Below are 18,856 nucleotides of genomic sequence, written 5' to 3' on the forward strand. Positions count from 1 at the left end.
TTCTCGCCGTGCATGTTCACGTATCCAGGCTCATCGTGCCCATCGGGGCATGTGGTGAGCATAAGACTTATCCGAAGGGGTCGCCCCACGATGCGAGCCTGTGCAGGCCGCGCCTCAGACGGGTGCTGAAACCCCCTCCGCCGTGGGGCAGCGCGTCCACCGCACGCTCGGCGGTGCCCTCGGGTCCGTCGGCCACCACCGTGTAGACGTACCCGTCGTCGGCCCACACGGCCCAGTGCCGCAGCGACTGCCGCCGGAAGACGGTGTCGCCCTTGGTGACGGTGCGATTCCATCCGGTGAGGCGTTCTTCGTCCAGGCTGCCGCGCTGCACGAACACCGACACCGACTCCAGCCCGTCGGAGAAGGTCAGGTGGACGGTGCCGTCGGTGGGGCGGGTGGTGGAGCGGCGGGCGTCGGACAGCATGAGGTCGGGCAGGGCGCTCGGCAGCGGCCAGCCGCGGTCGCGCAGCTCGCCGAGTTCGGCGGGGTCGAGGCGGTCCGCCCAGGGGGAGACGTTCGAGGTGGGCGAGGCCGCCGCCGTGCCGAGCGCGGTGCCGCGTGCGGGCGTGTTCTCGGCGGGGCGTCCGCCGGACGTGAAGCGCACCTGGTCGAACCCGGTCGCGGTGATCGTGCGTCCGGCGCCGTCGAGCAGTTCGCGCTGCAGCATCAGCCCGGTCTCGGCGTCGATCCAGAAGCGCCCCGCCGGGGTGCCGTCGCGGCGGAGGGCCTCCACGACCCGGGCGGCGCGGCCGCAGACCGATGAGTCGTCCGCGCGCACGACGGCGTAGTTGCGGGTGAGCAGTTCCAGCATCGCGGCGGTGAACCCGGTGAGCGGACCGTGCCCGGCGGCCGCGTCGGACTGGTAGGCGGCGCGGGCGCCCGCGCCGGCGCCGACGTACGTGCCTTCCCCGGGGGTGTGCGCGATGTCCACACGGGAAGTGACGGGGCGGCCGCCGCGGCGGTTCCAGGTGGTGACGACCTGGACTCCTTCGTACGGGACGCGGCGGGCCGCTTCGGCGGCGTCGCGCAGCAGCCGCACCGCCTCGGGGTCGCTGGCCGCGCGGCGCGCCACGGCGGCGTCCCCGGTCAGCGCGCAGGCCAACACCAGGACGCCTGCGAGCCCGCAGGCGAGCACGGCTTTGTCGAGCGCGGCCCAGGTCCGCGCGGTCACGGCCCCGGCGAGGTCTGGACGGCCTGCTGCAGCAGCGGATCGGTGATCGGGACGTCACCGGAGGTCAGCGCGTGCTCCACGGCGAACCGGTCGAAGGCCGGGTTGACGGCGGGGGCGTCCTGCTCGCCGCCCGCGAAGTAGGAGGCGGTGCCGATGCCGAGGAACAGGACCGCTCCGACGGCCAGGTAGCGGCGGCGGTGCGAGCGCGCCTGGCCGGACCGGTCCGGCCAGCCGACCGGTTCGGCGGCGAAGGCGGCGGCGGTGACGGCGGCGTGCCGGCGGGTGCGGGCGGGACCGTCGAGCGGCCGGTGCGAGCGGCCGGAGACCCGGTCGCCGCCGCGGCGGCGCGCCGGTGCGTGCGTCATGCCGCCGGACGGACGCGCCGGCGGCGGGAGGTCGTCGGGTCCGGGCGCGGTCGGCGTCTGCCGGCCCAGCTCCTTCAGCCGGGCCACGAAGTCGCCCGTCGGGAGGTCGTCGGCGCCCTCGCGGGCGGGCGGATCCGCCAGCCCCCGCAGCCGGCTCTTGAGCCCCCGCAGGGCCTCGGCCTCGGCCCTGCACCGCGCGCACACCGCGAGATGGGCCAGTGCGCGGTCGCGCTCGTCGTGCCCCAGCTCGCCGTCGACCAACGCGGTCAGACGCTCCCCCAGACAGCTCACGCTGCTCCCTCGTCGATCAAGTCGGTCACGCGCGGCGGCGCGTGGCGAAACCCTATGCGCCTTCCAGTCGCGGGGGCCCGCCGGTGTAGGTCGACGCGTCCCCCGTGGCCGGTCGTCCCGCGGCGGCCGCTGCGGCCGGCAGCGCCGCGGCAAGGTCACCCGCCTGATCACCTGCGTCCGCGGCACCGCGGCGTTGCGGCGCGCGGTGCTCCAGTGCGGCGCGCAGCTGCGCCCTCCCCCGGTGGATGCGGCTGCGCACGGTTCCCAGTTTGACACCCAATGTCGCAGAGATCTCCTCATACGACAGGCCCTCGATGTCGCACAGCACCACGGCGGCCCGGTACTCGGGCGCCAGGGCGTCGAGCGCGGCCTGGACGTCGGCGTCGAAGTTGCGGTCGTCGTAGGCCTGCGCGGGCGTGGGCTCGCGGCCCTGCAGGCGTTCGGCGGCGTCGTCGGCCAGCCCCTCGAATCTGATGCGCTGGCGGCGCCGCGCCATGTCCAGGAACAGGTTCGTGGTGATGCGGTGCAACCAGCCCTCGAACGTGCCGGGCGTGTAGTTTGCCAGCGAACGGAACACCCGGACGAAGACCTCCTGGGTGAGGTCCTCGGCGTCGTGCTGGTTGCCGGTCAGCCGGTAGGCCAGCCGGTACACGCGTGCCGAGTGTTCGCGCACGACCTCGTCCCACGACGGCGGAGCCCACTCCGCCTCGGGCGCGTTCTCGCGGGTGCGCGCGGCCGCCGTGGTCCCGAACCCCTTGCGGGGGCCGACCCCCACAGCGCCCTTAAATGTAAGTGCTGCCACTCCCATGGTGCTGGGCTGTTCCTCTCTGGTGGCCAACGCTCTCGCTTTGGAACGACACGGTCGCGCCTGGGCTGGGGCGGTTAGTGGACCGACGACTGTTACAACGTGCTGAAACGCCGGGTGGTTCCCGGTCGGCGATAATGTCTTTTCAACATGAGCCAGGCGGGGTCCCGCGAGGAGGCAGCCATCGACGCCATTCAGGCCACCCTGGCCTACGTGGAGGAGTTCCTCCCCGAAGACGAGGCGCTGGTGAACGCGCGACGCCGGGGCGAGGAGGTCGGCGCCACGCCCATCGGCCCGGCCGGCGGGGCGGCCCTGCGGTTCCTGGCCGCGCTGATCGGCGCCCGGACGGTCGTGGAGATCGGCACCGGCTGCGGCGTGTCGGGCATCTGCCTGCTGCGCGGCATGCGCCCGGACGCGGTGCTGACCAGCGTGGACGTCGAGCCGGAGCACCAGCGGCTGGCCAAGCTCGCCTATGCCGAGGCCGGGTTGGGCGCCTCCCGCACCCGGATGATCGTCGGGCGGGCGCTGGAGGTGCTGCCGCGGCTCACCGACGGCGCCTACGACATGGTGTTCTGCGACGCGCTCAAGCACGAGTACCCCGAGTACCTGACGGCGGCGCTGCGGCTGCTACGCCCGGGGGGCGTGCTGGCCTTCGACAACGCGCTGTGGCACCACCGGGTGGCCGACCCCGCCCGCCGCGACCCCGACACGCTGGCGGTCCGCGAGGTGAACCGGATGGTCCGCGAGGACGAGCGGCTGGTGCCGCTGCTGCTTCCGGTCGGCGACGGCCTGCTGTGCGCCGTCAAGCGCGAATGAGCGCCGCGGCCGGCGGGCGCACGGCGGCGGTGTTCCAGGTCCGGACGCGGCCGACGGTGCGGTCGGCCGGGCAGGTGGCGGCGCTGGCGCTGCTGGTGCTGGCCTCGGCGGCGTTCGTCGCCAGCGGGGCGACGGGCCGCGCCGGGGCCGGGGCAGTGATGTTCATCACAGTGGGCGTGCTGGGGCTGGGGCTGTTCGGCGTCGGCCTGCTGCGGGCGGTGGGCGTGCTGCTGGGGCGGCGGCCGGTGCTGGAACTGGACGACACGGGTGTGCGGCGTCCGGCTCGCTGGCCGCTGCCCCGCCGCGCCGACCGGGTGCTGCCGTGGCCGCGGGTGGCGGCGATGTGCGCGCTGCGCCGCGGGATGGCGGGCACCCGCCGCGGCGAGCAGGACTACCTGGTGTTCCTGCCGTCGGCGGAGCTGGCCGAGGCGGTCCGCACCGCCCGGCGGTCGCTGCTGGTCGCGCTGACGCTGCCGGACGTGTCCGCGGCGGCGCTGCCGGGGGCCCGGGACGCGGCGGCGTGGTGCTTCGCCGTGGACCCGGCGTGGGACGCGTCCCTGAAGGAGGTCGTGGCGGCGGTGCGCGGCCGCCACCGGGTCCCGGTGATCGACCGCCGCAAGGTGTGAACCGACGGCCGGGCGGGCGCCCGAGGCCGCGCGCGGCTCGGGCGGCCGCGGCTCAGGCGGACGGTGCGGCGAGCCAGGTGAGCAGCAGGCGGGCGCCAAAGCCGGTGGCGCCCTTGGTGATCTCGGCGTCGTCGCCGGTGGATCGCGCGGGCCCGGCCACGTCGAGGTGGGCCCAGCGCCGCCCGCCGGCGAACTCGCGCAGGAACAGCGCCGCCATGATCGAGCCGCCGCCGAAGCCGCGGCGTTCGATGTTGGCCACGTCGGCCACATCGGAGTCGATGCCGGGCCGGTAGTCGTCGACCAACGGCATCCGCCACAGCGGCTCGCCCGCGGCCTGCCCGGCGGCGGTGAGGGCCGCGGCGAGGTCGTCGTCGGTGGCGTACAGGGCACCGTGCCGCAGCCCCAGCGCGACCTTGGCGGCGCCGGTGAGGGTGGCGACGTCCACGATCACGTCGGGGTCGAGTTCGGCGGCGGCGTAGGCCAGCGCGTCGGCGAGGACGAGGCGCCCCTCGGCGTCGGTGTTGAGCACCTCGCAGGTCCGCCCGCCGTAGTGGGCGACGACGTCGCCGGGGCGCATGGCCGACCCGGACGGCATGTTCTCGGCCGCGGCGACCAGCCCGGTGACCCGGGTCCGCACACCGAGGTCGCGCAGCGCGCCCATGACCGCCATGACGGCGGCGCCGCCCGCCATGTCGGTCTTCATGGTCTTCATGTTGTCGTTGGGCTTGAGCGACAGCCCGCCGCTGTCGAAGGTGATGCCCTTGCCGACCAGCACCGCGTGGCGTCCGTCGGCGTCCTCGGGCGTGTAGCTGAGCTCGATCAGCCGGGGCGGGCGCGGCGAGCCCGAGCCGACGGTGAGCAGCCCGCCGAAGCCGCCCTCGGCCAGCTCTTTCTCGCCGAGCACGCGCAGCCGAAGGCCGGCTTCGGCGGCGAGGTCGGCGGCCCGGTCGGCAAGCCAGGACGGGCCCTTGTCGGTGGACGGCTGGTTGGCCAGGTCGCGGGCGCGGGCGGTGGCCCGCGCCAGGGCGGCGCCGCGGTCGGCCGCGCGCGCGTCGGCGGACCCGGTGGCCAGTGCCAGCGTGCCGAGGGGGGCCTTGCCCTTGCCGGCGCCGTCGTCGGAGCGGATCGTGAACTGGTAGCCGGCGAGCAGGGCGCCCTCGACGAAGGCGGACAGCCCGTCGGCGGAGGTGTCGGGCAGGCCCGCGACCAGCGTGTCGCGGCCCCGGCCGCGGCGGGCCACTGCGGCGCCCGCCTTGCGCAGGTCGGCGGGGGCGGCCTCGCCCACCCCGTACAGCAGCAGTTCGCCGAGCCCGTCGCCCAGGCGCGCGGGCGCGGCGACGACCTCGCCGGGCTCGCCCTTGGCGCCGTGCAGGGCGAGCAGCTCGTCGAGGGAGCACGGCAGGCCGGGCGGGGCATCGGAGGGAGCGGTCGGGCCGGGGCGGACCGGCAGGGCCACCGCCTGCGCGCCGAGCGACGCCGCCGCCTCGACCGGCGGTCCGCCCGCGTCGCGCACCCGGGTCTGTATGGGCATGCCGGTGTTCCCCCTGTCCGTGCCGTTCGGCCTGCTCGTGAGCGCGCCGCTCGTGGAGCCGCCTGCGTGTTGTGAAGTGTGGGCGCCGCGCGAACCGTCACGCGGTCGCGGCCGACGCGGTGTGGGTCCCCGGCGCGGCGCCGGGGACCGTCACCGCACGTGCCGGACGTGCCGGGACCGGCACACCCAGGCCTCCGGCCGGCACGACGACTCGCCTACGGGGGCCCGGGCGGTCTTCCCCCCGGGCGGAGCAGCGAGGACCGGACGGTCCGCGCTCTCCGCGGGCGCACCTCCCCCAAGGCTTGGAGTCGCCTGTCAGCCGACGACCTGCTTGATGGCCTCGCCGAGCTCCTTGGCCTCGTCGGCGGAGAGCTCGACGACGAGGCGACCCCCGCCTTCCAGCGGGACCCGCATGACGATGCCGCGTCCCTCCTTGGTCACTTCGAGCGGACCGTCTCCCGTCCGCGGCTTCATCGCCGCCATGCGTGCATCCCCTTCCTGCCTAGGGCCGCGTGGGGCCTCCGGGCACCGTTGGCCGCGTGGCCGCCTGTCGCATCCGCGTCATCAGTAGTGGTCCATTATCCCGTGTTCGGGGCGCGAAGTGGTAACGATCAGCGACCGGGGAGGCGACGGCCGGGCGGGCGGACCGCCGCGCGGCGGCCCGGCTCTTGCCCGCGGCCTCCGGTTTCGCCGATCGTTGGCTGAGGCTCCCGGGGAGGATTGTGAGGACGATGGTGTCTGAGAGCGTGCTGTACGACGTCACCGACGGGGTGGCCACGATCACACTGCACCGGCCGGAGGCGATGAACTCGCTGACCGCCGAGATGAAGGAGGCGCTGCGCGCGGCGCTGGAGCGGGCCGCCGCGGACGACGGCGTGCGGGCGGTGCTGCTGACCGGTGCGGGCCGCGCGTTCTGCGCCGGTCAGGACCTGCGCGAGCACGCCGACAACCTCGCGGCGGGCAAGGGCCTGGACGACACCGTCCGCCGCCACTACAACCCGGTGGTGCACGCGCTGGCCGCGCTGCCCAAGCCGGCGGTGGCGGCGGTGAACGGGGTGGCGGCCGGGGCCGGGGCCGCGCTGGCGTGGGCGTGCGACCTGGTCGTCGCGTCGGAGAAGGCGACGTTCGTGACGGCGTTCGCGGGCATCGGGCTGGGCCCCGACACCGGCATGTCGTGGACGCTGCAGCGGATGGTGGGCCGCGCCAAGGCCGCCGAGCTGCTGCTGCTCGGCGAGCCGGTGAAGGCGCCGCAGGCCCTGGAGCTGGGGCTGGCCGCCCGGGTCGTCCCGGCCGACGAGCTGGCGTCCGCGTCGGTGGAGCTGGCGCGCCGGCTGGCCGCCGGGCCGACCGTCGCGTACGCGGCCATCCGCGCCGCCCTCGACCACGCGGCGTCCCACGACCTGGCGTCCAGCCTGGAGAAGGAGGCCGAGCTGCAGGACCGGCTGGCGGCCACGGCCGACCACCGCAACGCCACCGAGGCGTTCCTGAAGAAGGACAGGCCCGTCTTCGAGGGACGCTAGGGGCCGGGGCGCACGCCGCGCAGGTAGGTGAGGACGGCCAGCACGCGGCGGTGGTCGTCGGGCGTCTGGTGCAGGTCGAGCTTGGTGAAGATCGAGCCGACGTGCTTGACGACGGCGGCCTCGCTGACCACCAGCGCGCGGGCGATCGCGCCGTTGGAGCGGCCCTCGGCCATCAGCGCCAGCACCTGGCGTTCGCGTTCGGTCAGCCGGTCCAGCGGGGAGGGCTCGCGGCGGCGCGCCAGCAGCCGCCGCACCACCTCCGGGTCGATCACGGTGCCGCCCGCCGCGACCCGCTCCAGCGCGTCGACGAACTCGGCGACCTCGCCGACCCGGTCCTTGAGCAGGTAGCCGACGCCGCCGCCGGTGTGCAGCAGGTCGGCGGCGTAGGACTGCTCGACGTACTGCGACAGGACCAGGGACGGCAGCCCGAGCCGTCCCGCCAGCAACCCGAGGGGGGCGGCGGCACCGAACCACACGCGGTCGCAGCCGTACGCCCTGGCCACGGCGCGTGCGTTGCGCGCGACGCGAGGCGTCGGCAGCAGCGTGCGGACGCGGTCGCGCACCACCGGGAACGGCAGCCCGGAGTCGAAGGCGCGGGCCTGCGCCTCGTCGGAGGTGTAGACGACGACCTCGCCAGGCGGGAAGCGGCGCGCCAGCTCGTACACGAACGTCTCGATGCCGCCCCGGCGCGGCGGAAAGTCGTTGGTGATGATCAGGCAACGCGGCACAGGTCCTTCTCCTCCCGTGGGGCGGCGGCCGGGTGGGGAGCGGTGCGGCGGGGCGTCGCGGCCAACCGCGCCCACAGCGCCAGGACGGCGGGGTAGACCAGGTAGCCCCACCGGGAGGCGGGCATGAGGGCGGTCGCCGGCGTCAAACCGAGGGCGAGCCGGTCGGCGGCGGCCCGCGGACCGCGCGGCGGCCGGACGATCAGCGATACGGCCATCGCGACGGCTGCGGCGGCGAGCGCGGTGAGGGCGAGGGTGTGCCCGAACGGGCCGAGGCCGGCGAGCAAGTGCCCGGGCAGCGGGCTGTCGGCGGGGGACGCCACGTCCGCCAGTCCCAGCGGGAACCACAGGACGTGGGCCGCCATCCCGGACGGGTCGGCCAGCGCGGGCGGCAGCACGCCCACCGCGATGACGGTGGCGGCCGCCGCGGCGTACCAGCGGGCGGCGCCCCGTGCCGCCGCAGGCGCGAGACACAGCGCCAGGCACACCGGCAGCCGGCCAGGCCGTCGCCTTGAGCGTCGCGGCCGCGCCCACGGCCAGGCCCGCCATGCCGGGACGGTCCCGTGCCGCCAGCGCCAGGCCCGCGCACACCAGCCCGATCACCGGCAGGTCGTCGCCGCCGACGGTCATCGGCAGCGCCAGCAGCGGCGAGGCGGCCGGCACCAGCAGCGGCCGTGCCCCGATGTCGCCCAGCAGGCGGGCGGACACGGCCAGCAGCACGACGAACACGCCCGCGAACAGCAGCCGCGCGTCCAGCCCGGCGAGCACGTGCGGAACGCCGAACAGCGCCATCCCCGGCAGGTACGGGTTGTAGGCCTCGTAGCCGGCTGCGGCCGGTTCGGGCGACGGGTACGGCGTGCCGTGCTCCAGCAGGTGCGCGCCCGACCGGTGCACGACGCCCACCTCCGGCTGGGCGTGACCGGTGGCCACCAGAACGGCCAGCGGCACCAGCACCGCACCGCCCGCCACCACCATCGGGACCGCCGGGCCGCCGCCACCGCGTCTGGCCGCGAGCACCGCGCCGAGCGCGTACGCGGCGGCCGCGACCGCTCCCCAGACCCGGTGCGGTCCGAGGTGGGTCACCGCCGCCGTCACCGCCGCGAACACGGCGGACGCCCCGTACACCAGGGCCTGCGCCGGCGGCCGGAGACCGGCCGCGCGCATCACCTTCACCGCATCCCTCCACATGCCGCCTGAGCTGCGTTTTCGTCGCAGACCAGGCAACCGGGAAAGAGAGCGGAGATCACTACGTCTGGTTGCCGTCCCGAGGTAGACCCAGCCCTACCCCGGTCCTCCACCGCACCAGAGGCCACGCCTGCCGGTCCCCTCGAACCGAAACCAGGCAAAGACCAGGCAAGTGCAGGCGCGAGCAGGGCGGGGCCGAACCTAGCCGGAAAGCGTCAGCCCAGGTCAGCTAGCGTCGGGAATCGATCCGCTAGCGGTAGGCGCCGCGGCGGTGGCAGCCGGTGAGATGGTCGTCGACCAGCCCGCAGGCCTGCATGAGGGCGTACACGGTGGTCGGGCCGACGAATCGGAACCCATGCTTCTTCAGCTCCTTGGCCAGGGCCTTGGAGGCGGGGGTGGACGCGGGGACGTCGGCGGTGGACTCCGGGGCGGGCGCCTCGGGGTCGGCGTACCGCCAGACCGTCGCGGCCAGGCCGCCGGGCAAATCCAGCGCGGCCCGGGCGTTGGCGATCGCCGCCTCGATCTTCGCCCGGTTGCGGACGATGCCCGGGTCGCCCATCAGGCGTTCGACGTCGGAGGCGTCGAACGCGGCGACCTTCTCGGGGTCGAACCCGGCGAACGCGGCCCGGAAGCCCTCGCGTTTGCGCAGGATCGTCAGCCAGGACAGGCCCGACTGGAACGCCTCCAGGCACAGCCGCTCGTACAGCCCCGCGTCGTCGCGGACCGGGCGGCCCCATTCCTCATCGTGGTAGGCGACGTAGTCGGGCGCCGACACGCCCCAGGGGCAGCGCGCCAGACCGTCTTCGCCGAGAATCGCCGTGCTCATCGGCCCGTTCTACCGCACGCCCCCGACAGTTCCGGCCGCCCGCCGCCGCCCGGCCGCCGTGGCGGATTCGGTCGGGGCGGGTGAGGGGTGGGCGCGGTGGGGCGGTTTACGGGCGGTCGTCTTCGTCTCGCCGTTTGGCCAGGTCGACGGGGTCGTCGACAGTGGGGTCGGCGGGGTCGCCGCCGGGCCGGTCGGCCTGCTCGGAGTCGTCCCACGGGGCCCGCTCGCCCGAACCGTAAAGTTTCGGTTCGATTTCGCGGTCATACGGGGCATACAGGTCGTCCGCGACGTCCACCCCCGCGTCGCCGAGGCGCCGCCGCAGCACGTCCACCTGATGTTCCAGTTCGGCCACGCGCACGTCCCGCTCCGACAGCGCGTACGCCAGCCGGTGCAGCGTCTCGTCGGCGACCTCCACCTGGTAGCCCCACAGGCCGCGCGGCAGCCGCAGCATCGCCACGTCCGGCGCGGTGAGGGCGCGCCCCGGCGGCAGCCGGAACGGCGGATGGTCGGGACGGGCCGGGGCCAGCTCGCCTCCGCGCCCCATGGCGAGGACCACGACGGCGCCCAGCACGGCCAGGCCGGCCAGGACGAGCACCACAACCACGATCTCGCTCCGATCTGTCGACGCCTCCGCAAGACGATCGTGCCACGATCCGGCCACGGACATGCGGCAGCAGCGTGTCGCGCCGCCCGACCGCGCCACCCCACCGCGCCGCCCCACCGCGCCGCCCCACCGCGCCGCCCTACCGCGGCGGCCCCCGCTCAAACGCGACGGGCCGCGCCCCGCCGGGGAGGACGGCGGGACGCGGCCCGGGGAGGCTCAGGTCTCAGGCCCGCAGGCGGTGCCAGGGACCGGTGATGGCGAAGGTGACGCCGGGCTCCTGCCGGTTGGCGAACAGCGTCCGGCCGTCCGGGGAGAACGTCACGCCCGTCATCTCGCTGCCGTTGAAGGCGTTGCGGGCGAAGGCGAACGGCTCGCCCTTGCGGGTGGTGCCGACGAGGTACTGCTCGCCGTCGCCGTCCTCGGCCAGGATCACGCCGCCGCCGTACGGGGAGACGGTGATGTTGTCGGGGCCGTCGAACCGGCCGCCCGGCTTGAACACCAGCTCCAGCTCGATCGTCCGGCGGTGCGGGTCGTACTTCCACACCTGCCCGGCGTGGTCGGCGGCGGCGCCGTCACCGGTGCGCGAGTAGCTGGCGACGAAGTAGGCCTTGCCGTGGCCCCACCAGGCGCCCTCCAGCTTCTGGCTGCGGGTGATCTTGTCGAACTGCTTGCGGGTGGAGGTGGCGGCCGCCGACGGGTCGGGCACCTTCACCCACGTGACGCGGAACGTGGCGCCCGGCTCCTGCACGACCGACAGGTCCGGCAGGTCGGGGACGTACATCGCCTCCAGCAGCCCGCCCGCCATGTAGCTGTGGTAGCCGCCGCGGTGCACCTTCGGGGTGAACCGGTAGAACAGGCCGAACGGGTTGGCGGCGTCCTCGGTGAGGTAGGCGACGTTGGTGCGCGGGTCGATCGCGACCGCCTCGTGCGAGAACCGGCCCATGCCCTTGATCGGCTCGGGCTTGGTGAGCCGCCCGGACGGGTCGACCTCGAACACCCACCCGTGGGACTTGGTCTGCCCGCTGAAGCCCTCGGTCTCCTCGCAGCTCAGCCAGGTGCCCCAGGGGGTGCGGCCGCCGGCGCAGTTGGTGGACGTCCCGGCGAGGCTGATGTACTGCGAGACCAGCCTGCCGTCGCGGTCGACGTCCAGGGTGGTGGTGCCGCCGTAGGCGGCGGGGTCGTACACCAGGCGGGAGGGGGCGACGGGCTTGACGCCGCTCGAGGTCTGCTCGTGGTTGCGCACCAGGCGGGTGACCCCCGGACGGGGGCCCTTGAACGTGGCGGTGCCGTCGTGCTTGCCCGGCACCAGGACGCCGTCCTTGATCGTGTCACCCTGGGCGGAGATCGCCGTGTACGAGAAGCCCTTGGGCAGGTCGAGCTGCCCCTTGGGGTCGGGCACCAGCGGGCCGTAGCCGTACGCCTCGCCGGTGTCGGCTCCCGCGGCGGTCTGGAAGATCGTGTCGAGGCTGCCGGCAAGGGCGATGGACAGCGCGCCGGCGGCGCCGCCCTTCACCACCCCGCGTCGGGACACGGACATGGGCTCTCCTTCGTGTCGTGCTCGGGCCACGCGGGAGCCTGGTCGGCGCCGGTGAACCGGTGGTGAACCGGCGCGGGCGGGCCTGGAAAAACCGCTGGACACCGTCCGCCCGGCGGGTCGCGGCGGGCCCGCCGGGCGGATTTGGCTCACGGCCGGCGGGGGCTGCGGGGGCCGCCCGCCGGACCGGTCACGGTTCGGCCTCGGCGTAGTCCTCCGGGGTCGCCTGGATGCGCGGCCAGGACCGCTCCAACAGGTCGAACGCCTCGGTGACCGACCCCGTCCAGCCGATCGCGTCGAAGATCTTCGGTCGGGCGAACCCCTGGTCGGCCAGGCCGCGCATGAGGTCGCGCAGCGGCTCGTACACGCCGTAGGGGTCGAGCAGCACCAGCGGCTTGTCGTGCATGCCGAGCACCCGGGAGGTCCAGATCTCGAACAGCTCCTCCAGCGTGCCGATGCCGCCGGGCAGCACCAGGAACGCGTCGCTGCGCCGGTCCATCTCGCCCTTGCGGCTGCGCATGTCCGGCGTGACGATCAGCTCGTCGCTGTCGTGGTCGGCCAACTCCAGGCCGGCCAGCCCCTCGGGGATCACCCCGACGGTGCGGGCGCCGCCCGCCCGTGCGGCGCGGGCCACCGCGCCCATGCACGACACCTGGCCGCCGCCGCTGACCAGGCTGTGGCCGCGGCGGGCCAGTTCGGCGCCGACCTCGGCGGCCAGGTCGACGAACTTGCGGTCGATCCGGCTGCTGGAGGCGCAGAACACGCACACCGCCTTGCCGGAGTCCGCGGGCTGGGGCCGACTCATCAGGTTCCGTCCGCCCCCGCCTGGGCCGCCGCGCGGGCCGCCGCCTCCTCCCGGGCCTGCCGCTGCTGCTCGCGGTGCGCCTCGACGATGACGCGCACGACCTCGTCGGGGTCGTCGGTGAGGTGCACCAGGTCGAGGTCCTCGGGGGAGATCTTGCCGGACGGCAGCATGGTCGTCTTGATCCACTCCAGCAGGCCGCCCCAGAACTCGGTGCCGACCAGCACGATCGGGAACCGGGTGATCTTGCCGGTCTGCACCAGGGTGACCGCCTCGAACAGCTCGTCCAGCGTGCCGAACCCGCCGGGGAGCACGACGAACGCCTGGGCGTACTTGACGAACATCGTCTTGCGGACGAAGAAGTAGCGGAACTCCAGGCCGATGTCGAGGTGGTCGTTGAGCTTCTGCTCGAACGGCAGCTCGATGCCCAGCCCCACCGACAGGCCGCCGGCGTCGTCGCAGCCCTTGTTGGCCGCCTCCATGATCCCCGGACCGCCGCCGGTGATGACCGCGTAGCCCGCCTCGTGCAGCCGGGCGCCGATCTCGACGGCCAGCTCGTACTCCTCCGAGCCGGGCTTGGTGCGGGCGCTGCCGAACACGCTGACCGCCTGCGGCAGCTCGGCCAGCAGCCCGAAGCCCTCCACGAACTCCGCCTGGATCCGCAACACCCGCCACGGGTCGGCGTGGACCCAGTCGGCCGACCCGCGGCCGTCCAGCAGCCGCTGGTCGGTGGTCGTCTGCGGCACGGCGCGGCCCCGCAGCACCGCGGGCCCCTGCCGCCGCTTCGGGGTAGTCACATCTGATGTCATGCCCCTCACCGTAGCCAAGGGCCCCGCGTGAAGCCTTCCGGTTAAAAGCGAGGTGTCACGGCAGGGCAGCAGACACGCCCCGGGCGGACCGGCTCGGGAAGGGCGCGCTCAGGACGTGAGCCAGGTGCGCATGCGGCGCTCGCACTCGCGGATCAGCGGGATTTCGACGTACTCGTCCTTGGTGTGGGCCAGGGTGGGCTCGCCGGGGCCGTAGTTGACGGCCGGGACGCCGAGCTCGGCGAACTGGGCGACGTCGGTCCAGCCCAGCTTGGCGCGCACCGGGGCGCCGGTGGCCGCGACGAAGGCGGCGGCCGCCGGGTGGGTGAGGCCGGGACGGGCGGCGGGGGCCCCGTCCGTGACCGCCACGTCGAACCCGGCGAACAGGTCCCGCAGGTACGCCACGGCATTGTCGAGCGACTTGTCGGGGGCGAAGCGGTAGTTGACGGTCACGACGCACTCGTCGGGGATCACGTTGCCCGCGACGCCGCCCCGGATGAACACCGCGTTGAGGCCCTCGTGGTATTCCAGGCCGTCCACGACCGGGCGCGCGGGCTCGTAGGCGCGCAGCACGTCCAGAATCGTGCCGGCGGAGTGGATGGCGTTGGAGCCCATCCAGGCGCGCGCGCTGTGCGCCCGCGCGCCCGTCGCGGTGACGTCGACCCGCACCGTGCCCTGGCAGCCGCCCTCGATCTGCCCGGCGGTGGGCTCCATCAGCACCGCGAAGTCGCCCTCCAGCAGCTCCGGGCGCACCGAGGCCAGGCGGCGCAGGCCGTTGCGTTCGGCCTCCACCTCCTCGCACTCGTAGAACACGTAGGTGACGTCGCGGCTCGGCTCCGGCACGGTGGCGGCCAGCCGCAGCGCCACGGCCAGCCCGGACTTCATGTCCGTGGTGCCGCACCCGTACAGCCGGTCGCCCTCCACCCGGGACGGCAGGTTGCCGTTCAGCGGGACGGTGTCCAGATGGCCCGCTATCACGACGCGCTCGGCGCGCCCCAGGCCGGTGCGGGCGACGACGGTGTCGCCGTCGCGCTCCACCGTCAGGTGCGGCAGGGGCCGCAGGGCCGCCTCGACCGCGTCGGCGAGGGCGCGCTCGGCGCCGCTCACCGACTCGATGTCGACGACCGCCGCGGTCAGTTCCGCCGCGTCCACGTGCAGATCGAGCCGCATGCCGCCGTCCTCAGGTGTTGATGCCGTGGTCGCGGAGGATGTCGTTGAGTTCGGCCTTGTCGTGCCGCTGCCCCTCTTCCAGCCGCTTGAGCACCAGCACCGCGGGCATGCCGAACGTGCCGCCCTTGAACTCCTTGATCCGGGTGCCGCCGACCGCCACGCACCAGTCGGGGATGCGGCCCCGGCTGATCTCCTCGCCCGTCTCCACGTCGATGACCGGCATGGACGCCGACAGGTTCGTCCCGGAGCCGACCACCGCGCCGCGGCCGACCCGGGCCCCCTCCACGATCATCGACCGGCTGCCGATCATGGCGTCGTCCTCGATGACCACCGGCACCGCGTTCGGCGGCTCCAGCACGCCGCCGATGCCCACCCCGCCCGACAGGTGGACGTTCTTGCCGATCTGCGCGCACGACCCCACGGTCGCCCAGGTGTCGACCATGGTGCCGGAGTCGACGTAGGCGCCGATGTTGGTGAACGACGGCATCAGCACCACGCCGGGCGCCAGGTAGGAGCCCCACCGGGCGATCGCGCCGGGCACCACGCGCACGCCGTCCAGGCGGCTCTTGAGCGGAATGCGGTCGTGGTACTGGAAGTCGCCCACCTGCGACCGCACCATGCCGAGGACCTTGAAGCTGAGCAGGATCGCCCGCTTGGCGCGCTCGTCGACGACGACCTCGTCGGTCTCGGGGTCCACCTGGGCGACCCGGGCCTGGCCGGTGTCGATCTGGTCGACGGCCGCCACGATGGCCGCGCGGGCCTCGGAGTCGTCCGGAGAAAGATCGGCTCGCCGCTCCCACAGCTCGTCGATGACGCCGGAGATCGGGCTGGTGAACGTTTGGGTCATGGCTCCTGAGCTTACTGGGGGCCATTCCCCGGTACGGTCGTCGCGTGACCGCATGGGCGAGGAGGCTGACGACCACCCGGTGGCGCTGGGCCGCCGTCACGCTGGTCGTGGTGGTGGGGCTGGCCGCGGGCGGGTACGCGCTGTACCTGCGGGCCCGCCCCTACCTGCACGGCTCCAACTGCGAGGTGCGCACGACGCTGGGCAAGATGCCGCTCGACCTGGAGCAGGCCGCCAACGCCGCCACCATCGCCGCGGTGGCGTACCGCAAGGAGCTGCCCGAGCGGGCGGCGGTGATCGCCTACGCCACCGCGATCCAGGAGTCGCGCATCCGCAACCTGCCGAGCGGCGACCGCGACTCGGTGGGCATGTTCCAGCAGCGCCCGTCGCAGGGCTGGGGAACCCCCGACAAGCTGCGCGACCCGGTGCAGTCCACCAGCAAGTTCTTCGACGCGCTGGTCAAGGTGAAGGACTACCTGGACCGCGACCTGCACGACGCGGCCCAGCGGGTGCAGCGCAGCGCCGACGGCACCGCCTACGCCCAGCACGAACCGGACGGCAAGCTGCTGGCGCGGGCGTTCACCGGCCGTGAGGCGGCGGCGGTGCGGTGCTGGTTCTCCCCCGACAAGCGCACCTCGCCGCGGCGCGCGGAGGCGATCCGGGAGATGCGGCGCGCGTTCGGCAGCCGCCTGCAGGTGGAGACGGCGGCGCAGCGCACGGCGGGCGGCGGGAACGGCAAGGCCCAGGCGGCCGGGCGCGACTTCGAGGCGGTCCGCGTCTCCAGCCGGCGCACCGGCTGGTCGGTGGCCTCGTGGGCGGTCACCCACGCCCAGGTGTACGGGCTGACGGAGGTGCGGTACGCGGGCCGGCACTGGACCGTCGAGGAGGGCCACGACGGCTGGACCAAGGACGCCGACGCCCCCACCACGAAGGTGATCATCCGCTGATATCCAGCCGGAATCACTTTGTGCGAACCTTTGCGATCTCCGTGTGATCTCATGTCGTGGGTTCGGAGGTGGCAATGGTGGACGACTGGCGGATCGACGGCTTCGACGAGGTACGGGAGCTGGGGCGCGGCGCCCAGGGGCGCGTGGTCCTGGCCAGGCACTCGGGCAGCGGCACTCCCGTGGCGATCAAGTACCTCTCCCGCAGCGCGGACGTGGAGCGGCTGCGCGAGGAGGCCGTCCTGCTGGGGCGGGTGTCCGACCCGCACGTGGCGCGCCTGTACCGCCTGGTGGAGAGCGTGCACGGCGCGGCGCTCGTCATGGAGGCCGTCAACGGGGTCTCCCTGAAGAAGGTGCTGGCCGAGCACGGCGCCCTCGGGCCGGAGGCGTCCTTGACCGTCCTCAAGGGGTCGCTGCTGGGCCTGGCCGCCGCCCACGCCGTGGGAGTAGTGCACCGCGACTACAAGCCCGCCAACGTGGTCGTGCAGGCCGACGGGCTGAGCAAGCTGATCGACTTCGGCATCGCCACGCCGGTGGGCGGGGGCGACCGCTCGGGGACCCCCGCCTACATGCCGCCCGAGCAGTGGCTCGGCGAACCCGCGACCCCTGCCGCGGACGTGTACGCCGCCACGTGCGTCTTCTTCGAGTGCGTGACGGGCCGCCGCCCCTTCGAGGCCGGCGACCAGGCCGCGTTGCAGGCGATGCACCTGAACGCGGACGTCCCCGTGGAGGCCGTGCCCGAGCCGTTGCGGAACCTGGTCGCCCGCGGGATGGCCAAGGACCCCACGCAGCGTCCGTGGGGCGCGGCGGCCTTCGTCACCGAGCTCGAGGAAGCGGCGGTCGCCGCGTACGGCCCCGCTTGGGAGACGCGCGGTATCCGCGTCCTGGCCGGTACCGCCGTGGCGTTGGCCGCCCTCTTCCCCTTGGTGGCCGCCGGGCTCACGCCCGCCGCGTCAGTCACAGCGGGGGCCGCCGCCTCCGGGGCGGGCGCAGCGGGGGCCGCCGGCGCGTCGGGCGCAGGCGCGGTGGGAGCTTCAGGCGCGGCCGGAGCCTCGGGGGCCGCGGGAGCGTCGGGCGCCGGCGCGGCAGGAGCCTCGGGGGCCGCGGGTTTGTCGGGCGTTTCGGGAGCCGGAAGCACCGGCCTTCTGGCGAGCACGGGCGCGAAGGTGGCGGCGGCCGTGGCGGGCACCGCCATCGCGGCGAGCGCGGGCGGCGTCGCCGTCTACGCGGGCATGGGCGACGATCCCGCGCCGCGTCCCACGCCGACCCGTCCCGTCGCGGCGACCGTCGCGGTCCAGAACCAGACGTTCAGCGAATCCGCGGTGACGGTGCGCAACGCCCAGTACGTCCGGATCTCCGGGCACGGCGACGCGGCCCTCCAGCAGAAGATCAACCAGGAGCTCCGCAAGCCGCTCGACCTGCTCATCAGCTACCTGCGCGCCAACTACAACCCGTCCATGTGCGGCTCGCGGAAGACGTCGCTGAGCACCACCGTGGAGACGGGCATGCGCGGCCCCGCACTGGTCTCCGTCGTCTACACGCCCAAGATCGAGTACTGCGTGCCGGCCGACGGAACCCTGCCCGCCGGAGCCGTGACGGTGGACCTCAGGACGGGACGCGTCCTCACCGCCAAGGACGTCTTCATGCCCAGCACGCTGACGTCGACCGGCCTGAAGACCCTGTGGTCCCGGCTGACCAGCAGCAACCCCACCAACTGGAAGCCCGGGGGCTGCCGGGGCTACGAACCGCCCAAGCCCGAGGAGTTCTACGCCAAGAAGCTCCCCGGAGAGGCCCCGGGAACCCTGCTCGCCGAGTACATCCCCTTCACCGCCTTCCCCACCCCGCAGCGTTTCGAGCTCAACTACTCCGTCGGCGGCAGCGAATGCCCCCGCGACCGCCTCACCGCCCCCTACGCCAAGGTCCGCGACCTGCTGAAGCCCGAGTTCCTCGCCCTGGTGGAAGGCGCGACCCCCACCCCGAGCCGGACCTGATCGAGCCGTCTCGGCGACGTCGGCGTGATCGTCCAAGCCCACGCGAGGGAGGAAAACGGCATGCCCAAGCCCACCCGGAAACACTCGATCACTCTGCCCCGCGACGTCGCCGAGGCGGCCCGCTGGGTCGCGGCCACGGCGCCGCGGAGGCCGAGCACGGACGAAAAGACCAGGCCAAGGGGGCCTTGCTGAAGCAGGCCCGCGAATAGCAGCACGCCATGCCCTGGGCACGACCGGACGGCCGAGGACACGACACCCCACCCCTCAGCGGAACATGACACCGGAGGCGGCCCACCCCGC

General features: G+C 74.2%; 19 protein-coding genes. 5 read left to right on the forward strand and 14 right to left on the reverse strand.

The genetic code is table 11. The features are described from left to right. Positions 1 to 67: 67 nt before the first annotated feature. From QSK22_RS00510 to sigE, 3 genes are read right to left on the reverse strand one after another with little or no spacing between them, the layout of a single operon-like run. Entirely contained in the window at positions 68 to 1,171 is a 1,104-nt protein-coding gene (locus QSK22_RS00510) for a sigma-E factor regulatory protein RseB domain-containing protein (RefSeq protein ID WP_285491864.1), read from the reverse strand. Then, positions 1,168 to 1,827: an anti-sigma factor family protein gene (locus tag QSK22_RS00515; protein WP_285491865.1), complete on the reverse strand. Its 660-nt coding sequence runs from the start codon at positions 1,825 to 1,827 to the stop codon at positions 1,168 to 1,170. Before QSK22_RS00515 ends, QSK22_RS00510 begins: the two co-directional genes overlap by 4 nt. Positions 1,828 to 1,879: 52 nt before the next feature. Then, on the reverse strand, positions 1,880 to 2,635 hold the full coding sequence (gene sigE / locus QSK22_RS00520; protein WP_502872252.1) for an RNA polymerase sigma factor SigE: 756 nt from the start codon (positions 2,633 to 2,635) through the stop codon (positions 1,880 to 1,882). A gap of 147 nt (positions 2,636 to 2,782) precedes the next feature. On the opposite strand from sigE, the gene QSK22_RS00525 reads away from it, so the two are divergent. Together QSK22_RS00525 and QSK22_RS00530 are read left to right on the forward strand one after the other, a co-directional pair. Continuing rightward, the gene (locus tag QSK22_RS00525; protein ID WP_285491867.1) at positions 2,783 to 3,448 is read left to right on the forward strand and encodes an O-methyltransferase; all 666 of its coding nucleotides are present in this window, start codon (positions 2,783 to 2,785) and stop codon (positions 3,446 to 3,448) included. Then, entirely contained in the window at positions 3,445 to 4,074 is a 630-nt protein-coding gene (locus QSK22_RS00530; protein WP_285491868.1) for a hypothetical protein, read from the forward strand. Before QSK22_RS00525 ends, QSK22_RS00530 begins: the two co-directional genes overlap by 4 nt. Positions 4,075 to 4,126: 52 nt before the next feature. Here QSK22_RS00530 and QSK22_RS00535 read toward each other — a convergent pair whose 3' ends face one another. Continuing rightward, positions 4,127 to 5,605, reverse strand: coding sequence for a leucyl aminopeptidase (locus tag QSK22_RS00535; RefSeq protein WP_285491869.1), 1,479 nt, complete (start codon positions 5,603 to 5,605; stop codon positions 4,127 to 4,129). Between the two features lie 315 nt (positions 5,606 to 5,920). Then, positions 5,921 to 6,088, reverse strand: a complete 168-nt coding sequence (locus QSK22_RS00540) for a DUF3117 domain-containing protein (RefSeq protein ID WP_285491870.1) — start codon at positions 6,086 to 6,088, stop codon at positions 5,921 to 5,923. 248 nt (positions 6,089 to 6,336) lie between these two features. Here QSK22_RS00540 and QSK22_RS00545 point away from each other — a divergent pair, with 248 nt between their 5' ends. Continuing rightward, complete coding sequence (locus QSK22_RS00545; RefSeq protein WP_285491871.1) at positions 6,337 to 7,125, forward strand: enoyl-CoA hydratase-related protein; 789 nt, start codon at positions 6,337 to 6,339, stop codon at positions 7,123 to 7,125. On the opposite strand, the gene QSK22_RS00550 is transcribed toward QSK22_RS00545, so the two are convergent. The 9 genes from QSK22_RS00550 to QSK22_RS00590 all read right to left on the reverse strand — a co-directional run bounded on the left by QSK22_RS00550 (position 7,122) and on the right by QSK22_RS00590 (position 15,624). Beyond that, complete coding sequence (locus QSK22_RS00550; RefSeq protein ID WP_285491872.1) at positions 7,122 to 7,853, reverse strand: response regulator transcription factor; 732 nt, start codon at positions 7,851 to 7,853, stop codon at positions 7,122 to 7,124. The genes QSK22_RS00545 and QSK22_RS00550 overlap by 4 nt on opposite strands. Next, positions 7,838 to 8,338 carry a hypothetical protein gene (locus tag QSK22_RS00555; RefSeq protein WP_285491874.1) on the reverse strand — a complete coding sequence of 167 codons (501 nt, stop codon included), beginning with the start codon at positions 8,336 to 8,338 and terminating at the stop codon, positions 7,838 to 7,840. The genes QSK22_RS00550 and QSK22_RS00555 overlap by 16 nt, the downstream gene beginning before the upstream one ends. 947 nt (positions 8,339 to 9,285) lie before the next feature. Beyond that, positions 9,286 to 9,861 (reverse strand): DNA-3-methyladenine glycosylase I, encoded by a 576-nt coding sequence (locus QSK22_RS00560; RefSeq protein WP_285491875.1) that lies wholly within the window; start codon positions 9,859 to 9,861, stop codon positions 9,286 to 9,288. Between the two features lie 106 nt (positions 9,862 to 9,967). Next, positions 9,968 to 10,465 carry a hypothetical protein gene (locus tag QSK22_RS00565; protein WP_285491876.1) on the reverse strand — a complete coding sequence of 166 codons (498 nt, stop codon included), beginning with the start codon at positions 10,463 to 10,465 and terminating at the stop codon, positions 9,968 to 9,970. A 223-nt stretch (positions 10,466 to 10,688) separates the two neighbouring features. After that, entirely contained in the window at positions 10,689 to 12,002 is a 1,314-nt protein-coding gene (locus QSK22_RS00570; RefSeq protein ID WP_285491877.1) for an alkaline phosphatase PhoX, read from the reverse strand. 187 nt (positions 12,003 to 12,189) lie between these two features. Then, the gene (locus QSK22_RS00575) at positions 12,190 to 12,804 is read right to left on the reverse strand and encodes an LOG family protein (protein WP_285491878.1); all 615 of its coding nucleotides are present in this window, start codon (positions 12,802 to 12,804) and stop codon (positions 12,190 to 12,192) included. Next, positions 12,804 to 13,610 carry an LOG family protein gene (locus QSK22_RS00580; RefSeq protein WP_285491879.1) on the reverse strand — a complete coding sequence of 269 codons (807 nt, stop codon included), beginning with the start codon at positions 13,608 to 13,610 and terminating at the stop codon, positions 12,804 to 12,806. The genes QSK22_RS00575 and QSK22_RS00580 overlap by 1 nt, the downstream gene beginning before the upstream one ends. 108 nt (positions 13,611 to 13,718) lie before the next feature. Further along, on the reverse strand, positions 13,719 to 14,777 hold the full coding sequence (dapE, locus tag QSK22_RS00585) for a succinyl-diaminopimelate desuccinylase (protein WP_285491880.1): 1,059 nt from the start codon (positions 14,775 to 14,777) through the stop codon (positions 13,719 to 13,721). Positions 14,778 to 14,787: 10 nt separating this feature from the next. Further along, a complete protein-coding gene (locus QSK22_RS00590) occupies positions 14,788 to 15,624 on the reverse strand; it encodes a 2,3,4,5-tetrahydropyridine-2,6-dicarboxylate N-succinyltransferase (protein WP_285491881.1) in 837 nt (278 codons plus the stop codon). Between the two features lie 44 nt (positions 15,625 to 15,668). Here QSK22_RS00590 and QSK22_RS00595 point away from each other — a divergent pair, with 44 nt between their 5' ends. Further along, complete coding sequence (locus tag QSK22_RS00595; RefSeq protein WP_285491882.1) at positions 15,669 to 16,568, forward strand: hypothetical protein; 900 nt, start codon at positions 15,669 to 15,671, stop codon at positions 16,566 to 16,568. 74 nt (positions 16,569 to 16,642) lie between these two features. After that, on the forward strand, positions 16,643 to 18,556 hold the full coding sequence (locus tag QSK22_RS00600; protein WP_285491883.1) for a serine/threonine-protein kinase: 1,914 nt from the start codon (positions 16,643 to 16,645) through the stop codon (positions 18,554 to 18,556). Positions 18,557 to 18,856: the final 300 nt, after the last annotated feature.

It is taken from the genome of Actinomadura sp. NBRC 104425, from assembly GCF_030269545.1.
Taxonomy (GTDB): domain Bacteria; phylum Actinomycetota; class Actinomycetes; order Streptosporangiales; family Streptosporangiaceae; genus Spirillospora; species Spirillospora keratinilytica.

What these genes read in the sequence shown, in the direction of transcription:
- QSK22_RS00600 (WP_285491883.1), top strand. Translation starts at nt 16,643, where the DNA reads ATGGTGGACGACTGGCGGATCGACGGCTTCGACGAGGTACGGGAGCTG.
- QSK22_RS00590 (WP_285491881.1), bottom strand. Translation starts at nt 15,624, where the DNA reads ATGACCCAAACGTTCACCAGCCCGATCTCCGGCGTCATCGACGAGCTG.
- QSK22_RS00535 (WP_285491869.1), bottom strand. Translation starts at nt 5,605, where the DNA reads ATGCCCATACAGACCCGGGTGCGCGACGCGGGCGGACCGCCGGTCGAG.
- sigE (WP_502872252.1), bottom strand. Translation starts at nt 2,635, where the DNA reads ATGGGAGTGGCAGCACTTACATTTAAGGGCGCTGTGGGGGTCGGCCCC.
- QSK22_RS00570 (WP_285491877.1), bottom strand. Translation starts at nt 12,002, where the DNA reads ATGTCCGTGTCCCGACGCGGGGTGGTGAAGGGCGGCGCCGCCGGCGCG.
- QSK22_RS00545 (WP_285491871.1), top strand. Translation starts at nt 6,337, where the DNA reads ATGGTGTCTGAGAGCGTGCTGTACGACGTCACCGACGGGGTGGCCACG.
- QSK22_RS00540 (WP_285491870.1), bottom strand. Translation starts at nt 6,088, where the DNA reads ATGGCGGCGATGAAGCCGCGGACGGGAGACGGTCCGCTCGAAGTGACC.
- QSK22_RS00560 (WP_285491875.1), bottom strand. Translation starts at nt 9,861, where the DNA reads ATGAGCACGGCGATTCTCGGCGAAGACGGTCTGGCGCGCTGCCCCTGG.
- QSK22_RS00525 (WP_285491867.1), top strand. Translation starts at nt 2,783, where the DNA reads ATGAGCCAGGCGGGGTCCCGCGAGGAGGCAGCCATCGACGCCATTCAG.
- QSK22_RS00530 (WP_285491868.1), top strand. Translation starts at nt 3,445, where the DNA reads ATGAGCGCCGCGGCCGGCGGGCGCACGGCGGCGGTGTTCCAGGTCCGG.
- QSK22_RS00580 (WP_285491879.1), bottom strand. Translation starts at nt 13,610, where the DNA reads ATGACATCAGATGTGACTACCCCGAAGCGGCGGCAGGGGCCCGCGGTG.
- QSK22_RS00575 (WP_285491878.1), bottom strand. Translation starts at nt 12,804, where the DNA reads ATGAGTCGGCCCCAGCCCGCGGACTCCGGCAAGGCGGTGTGCGTGTTC.
- dapE (WP_285491880.1), bottom strand. Translation starts at nt 14,777, where the DNA reads ATGCGGCTCGATCTGCACGTGGACGCGGCGGAACTGACCGCGGCGGTC.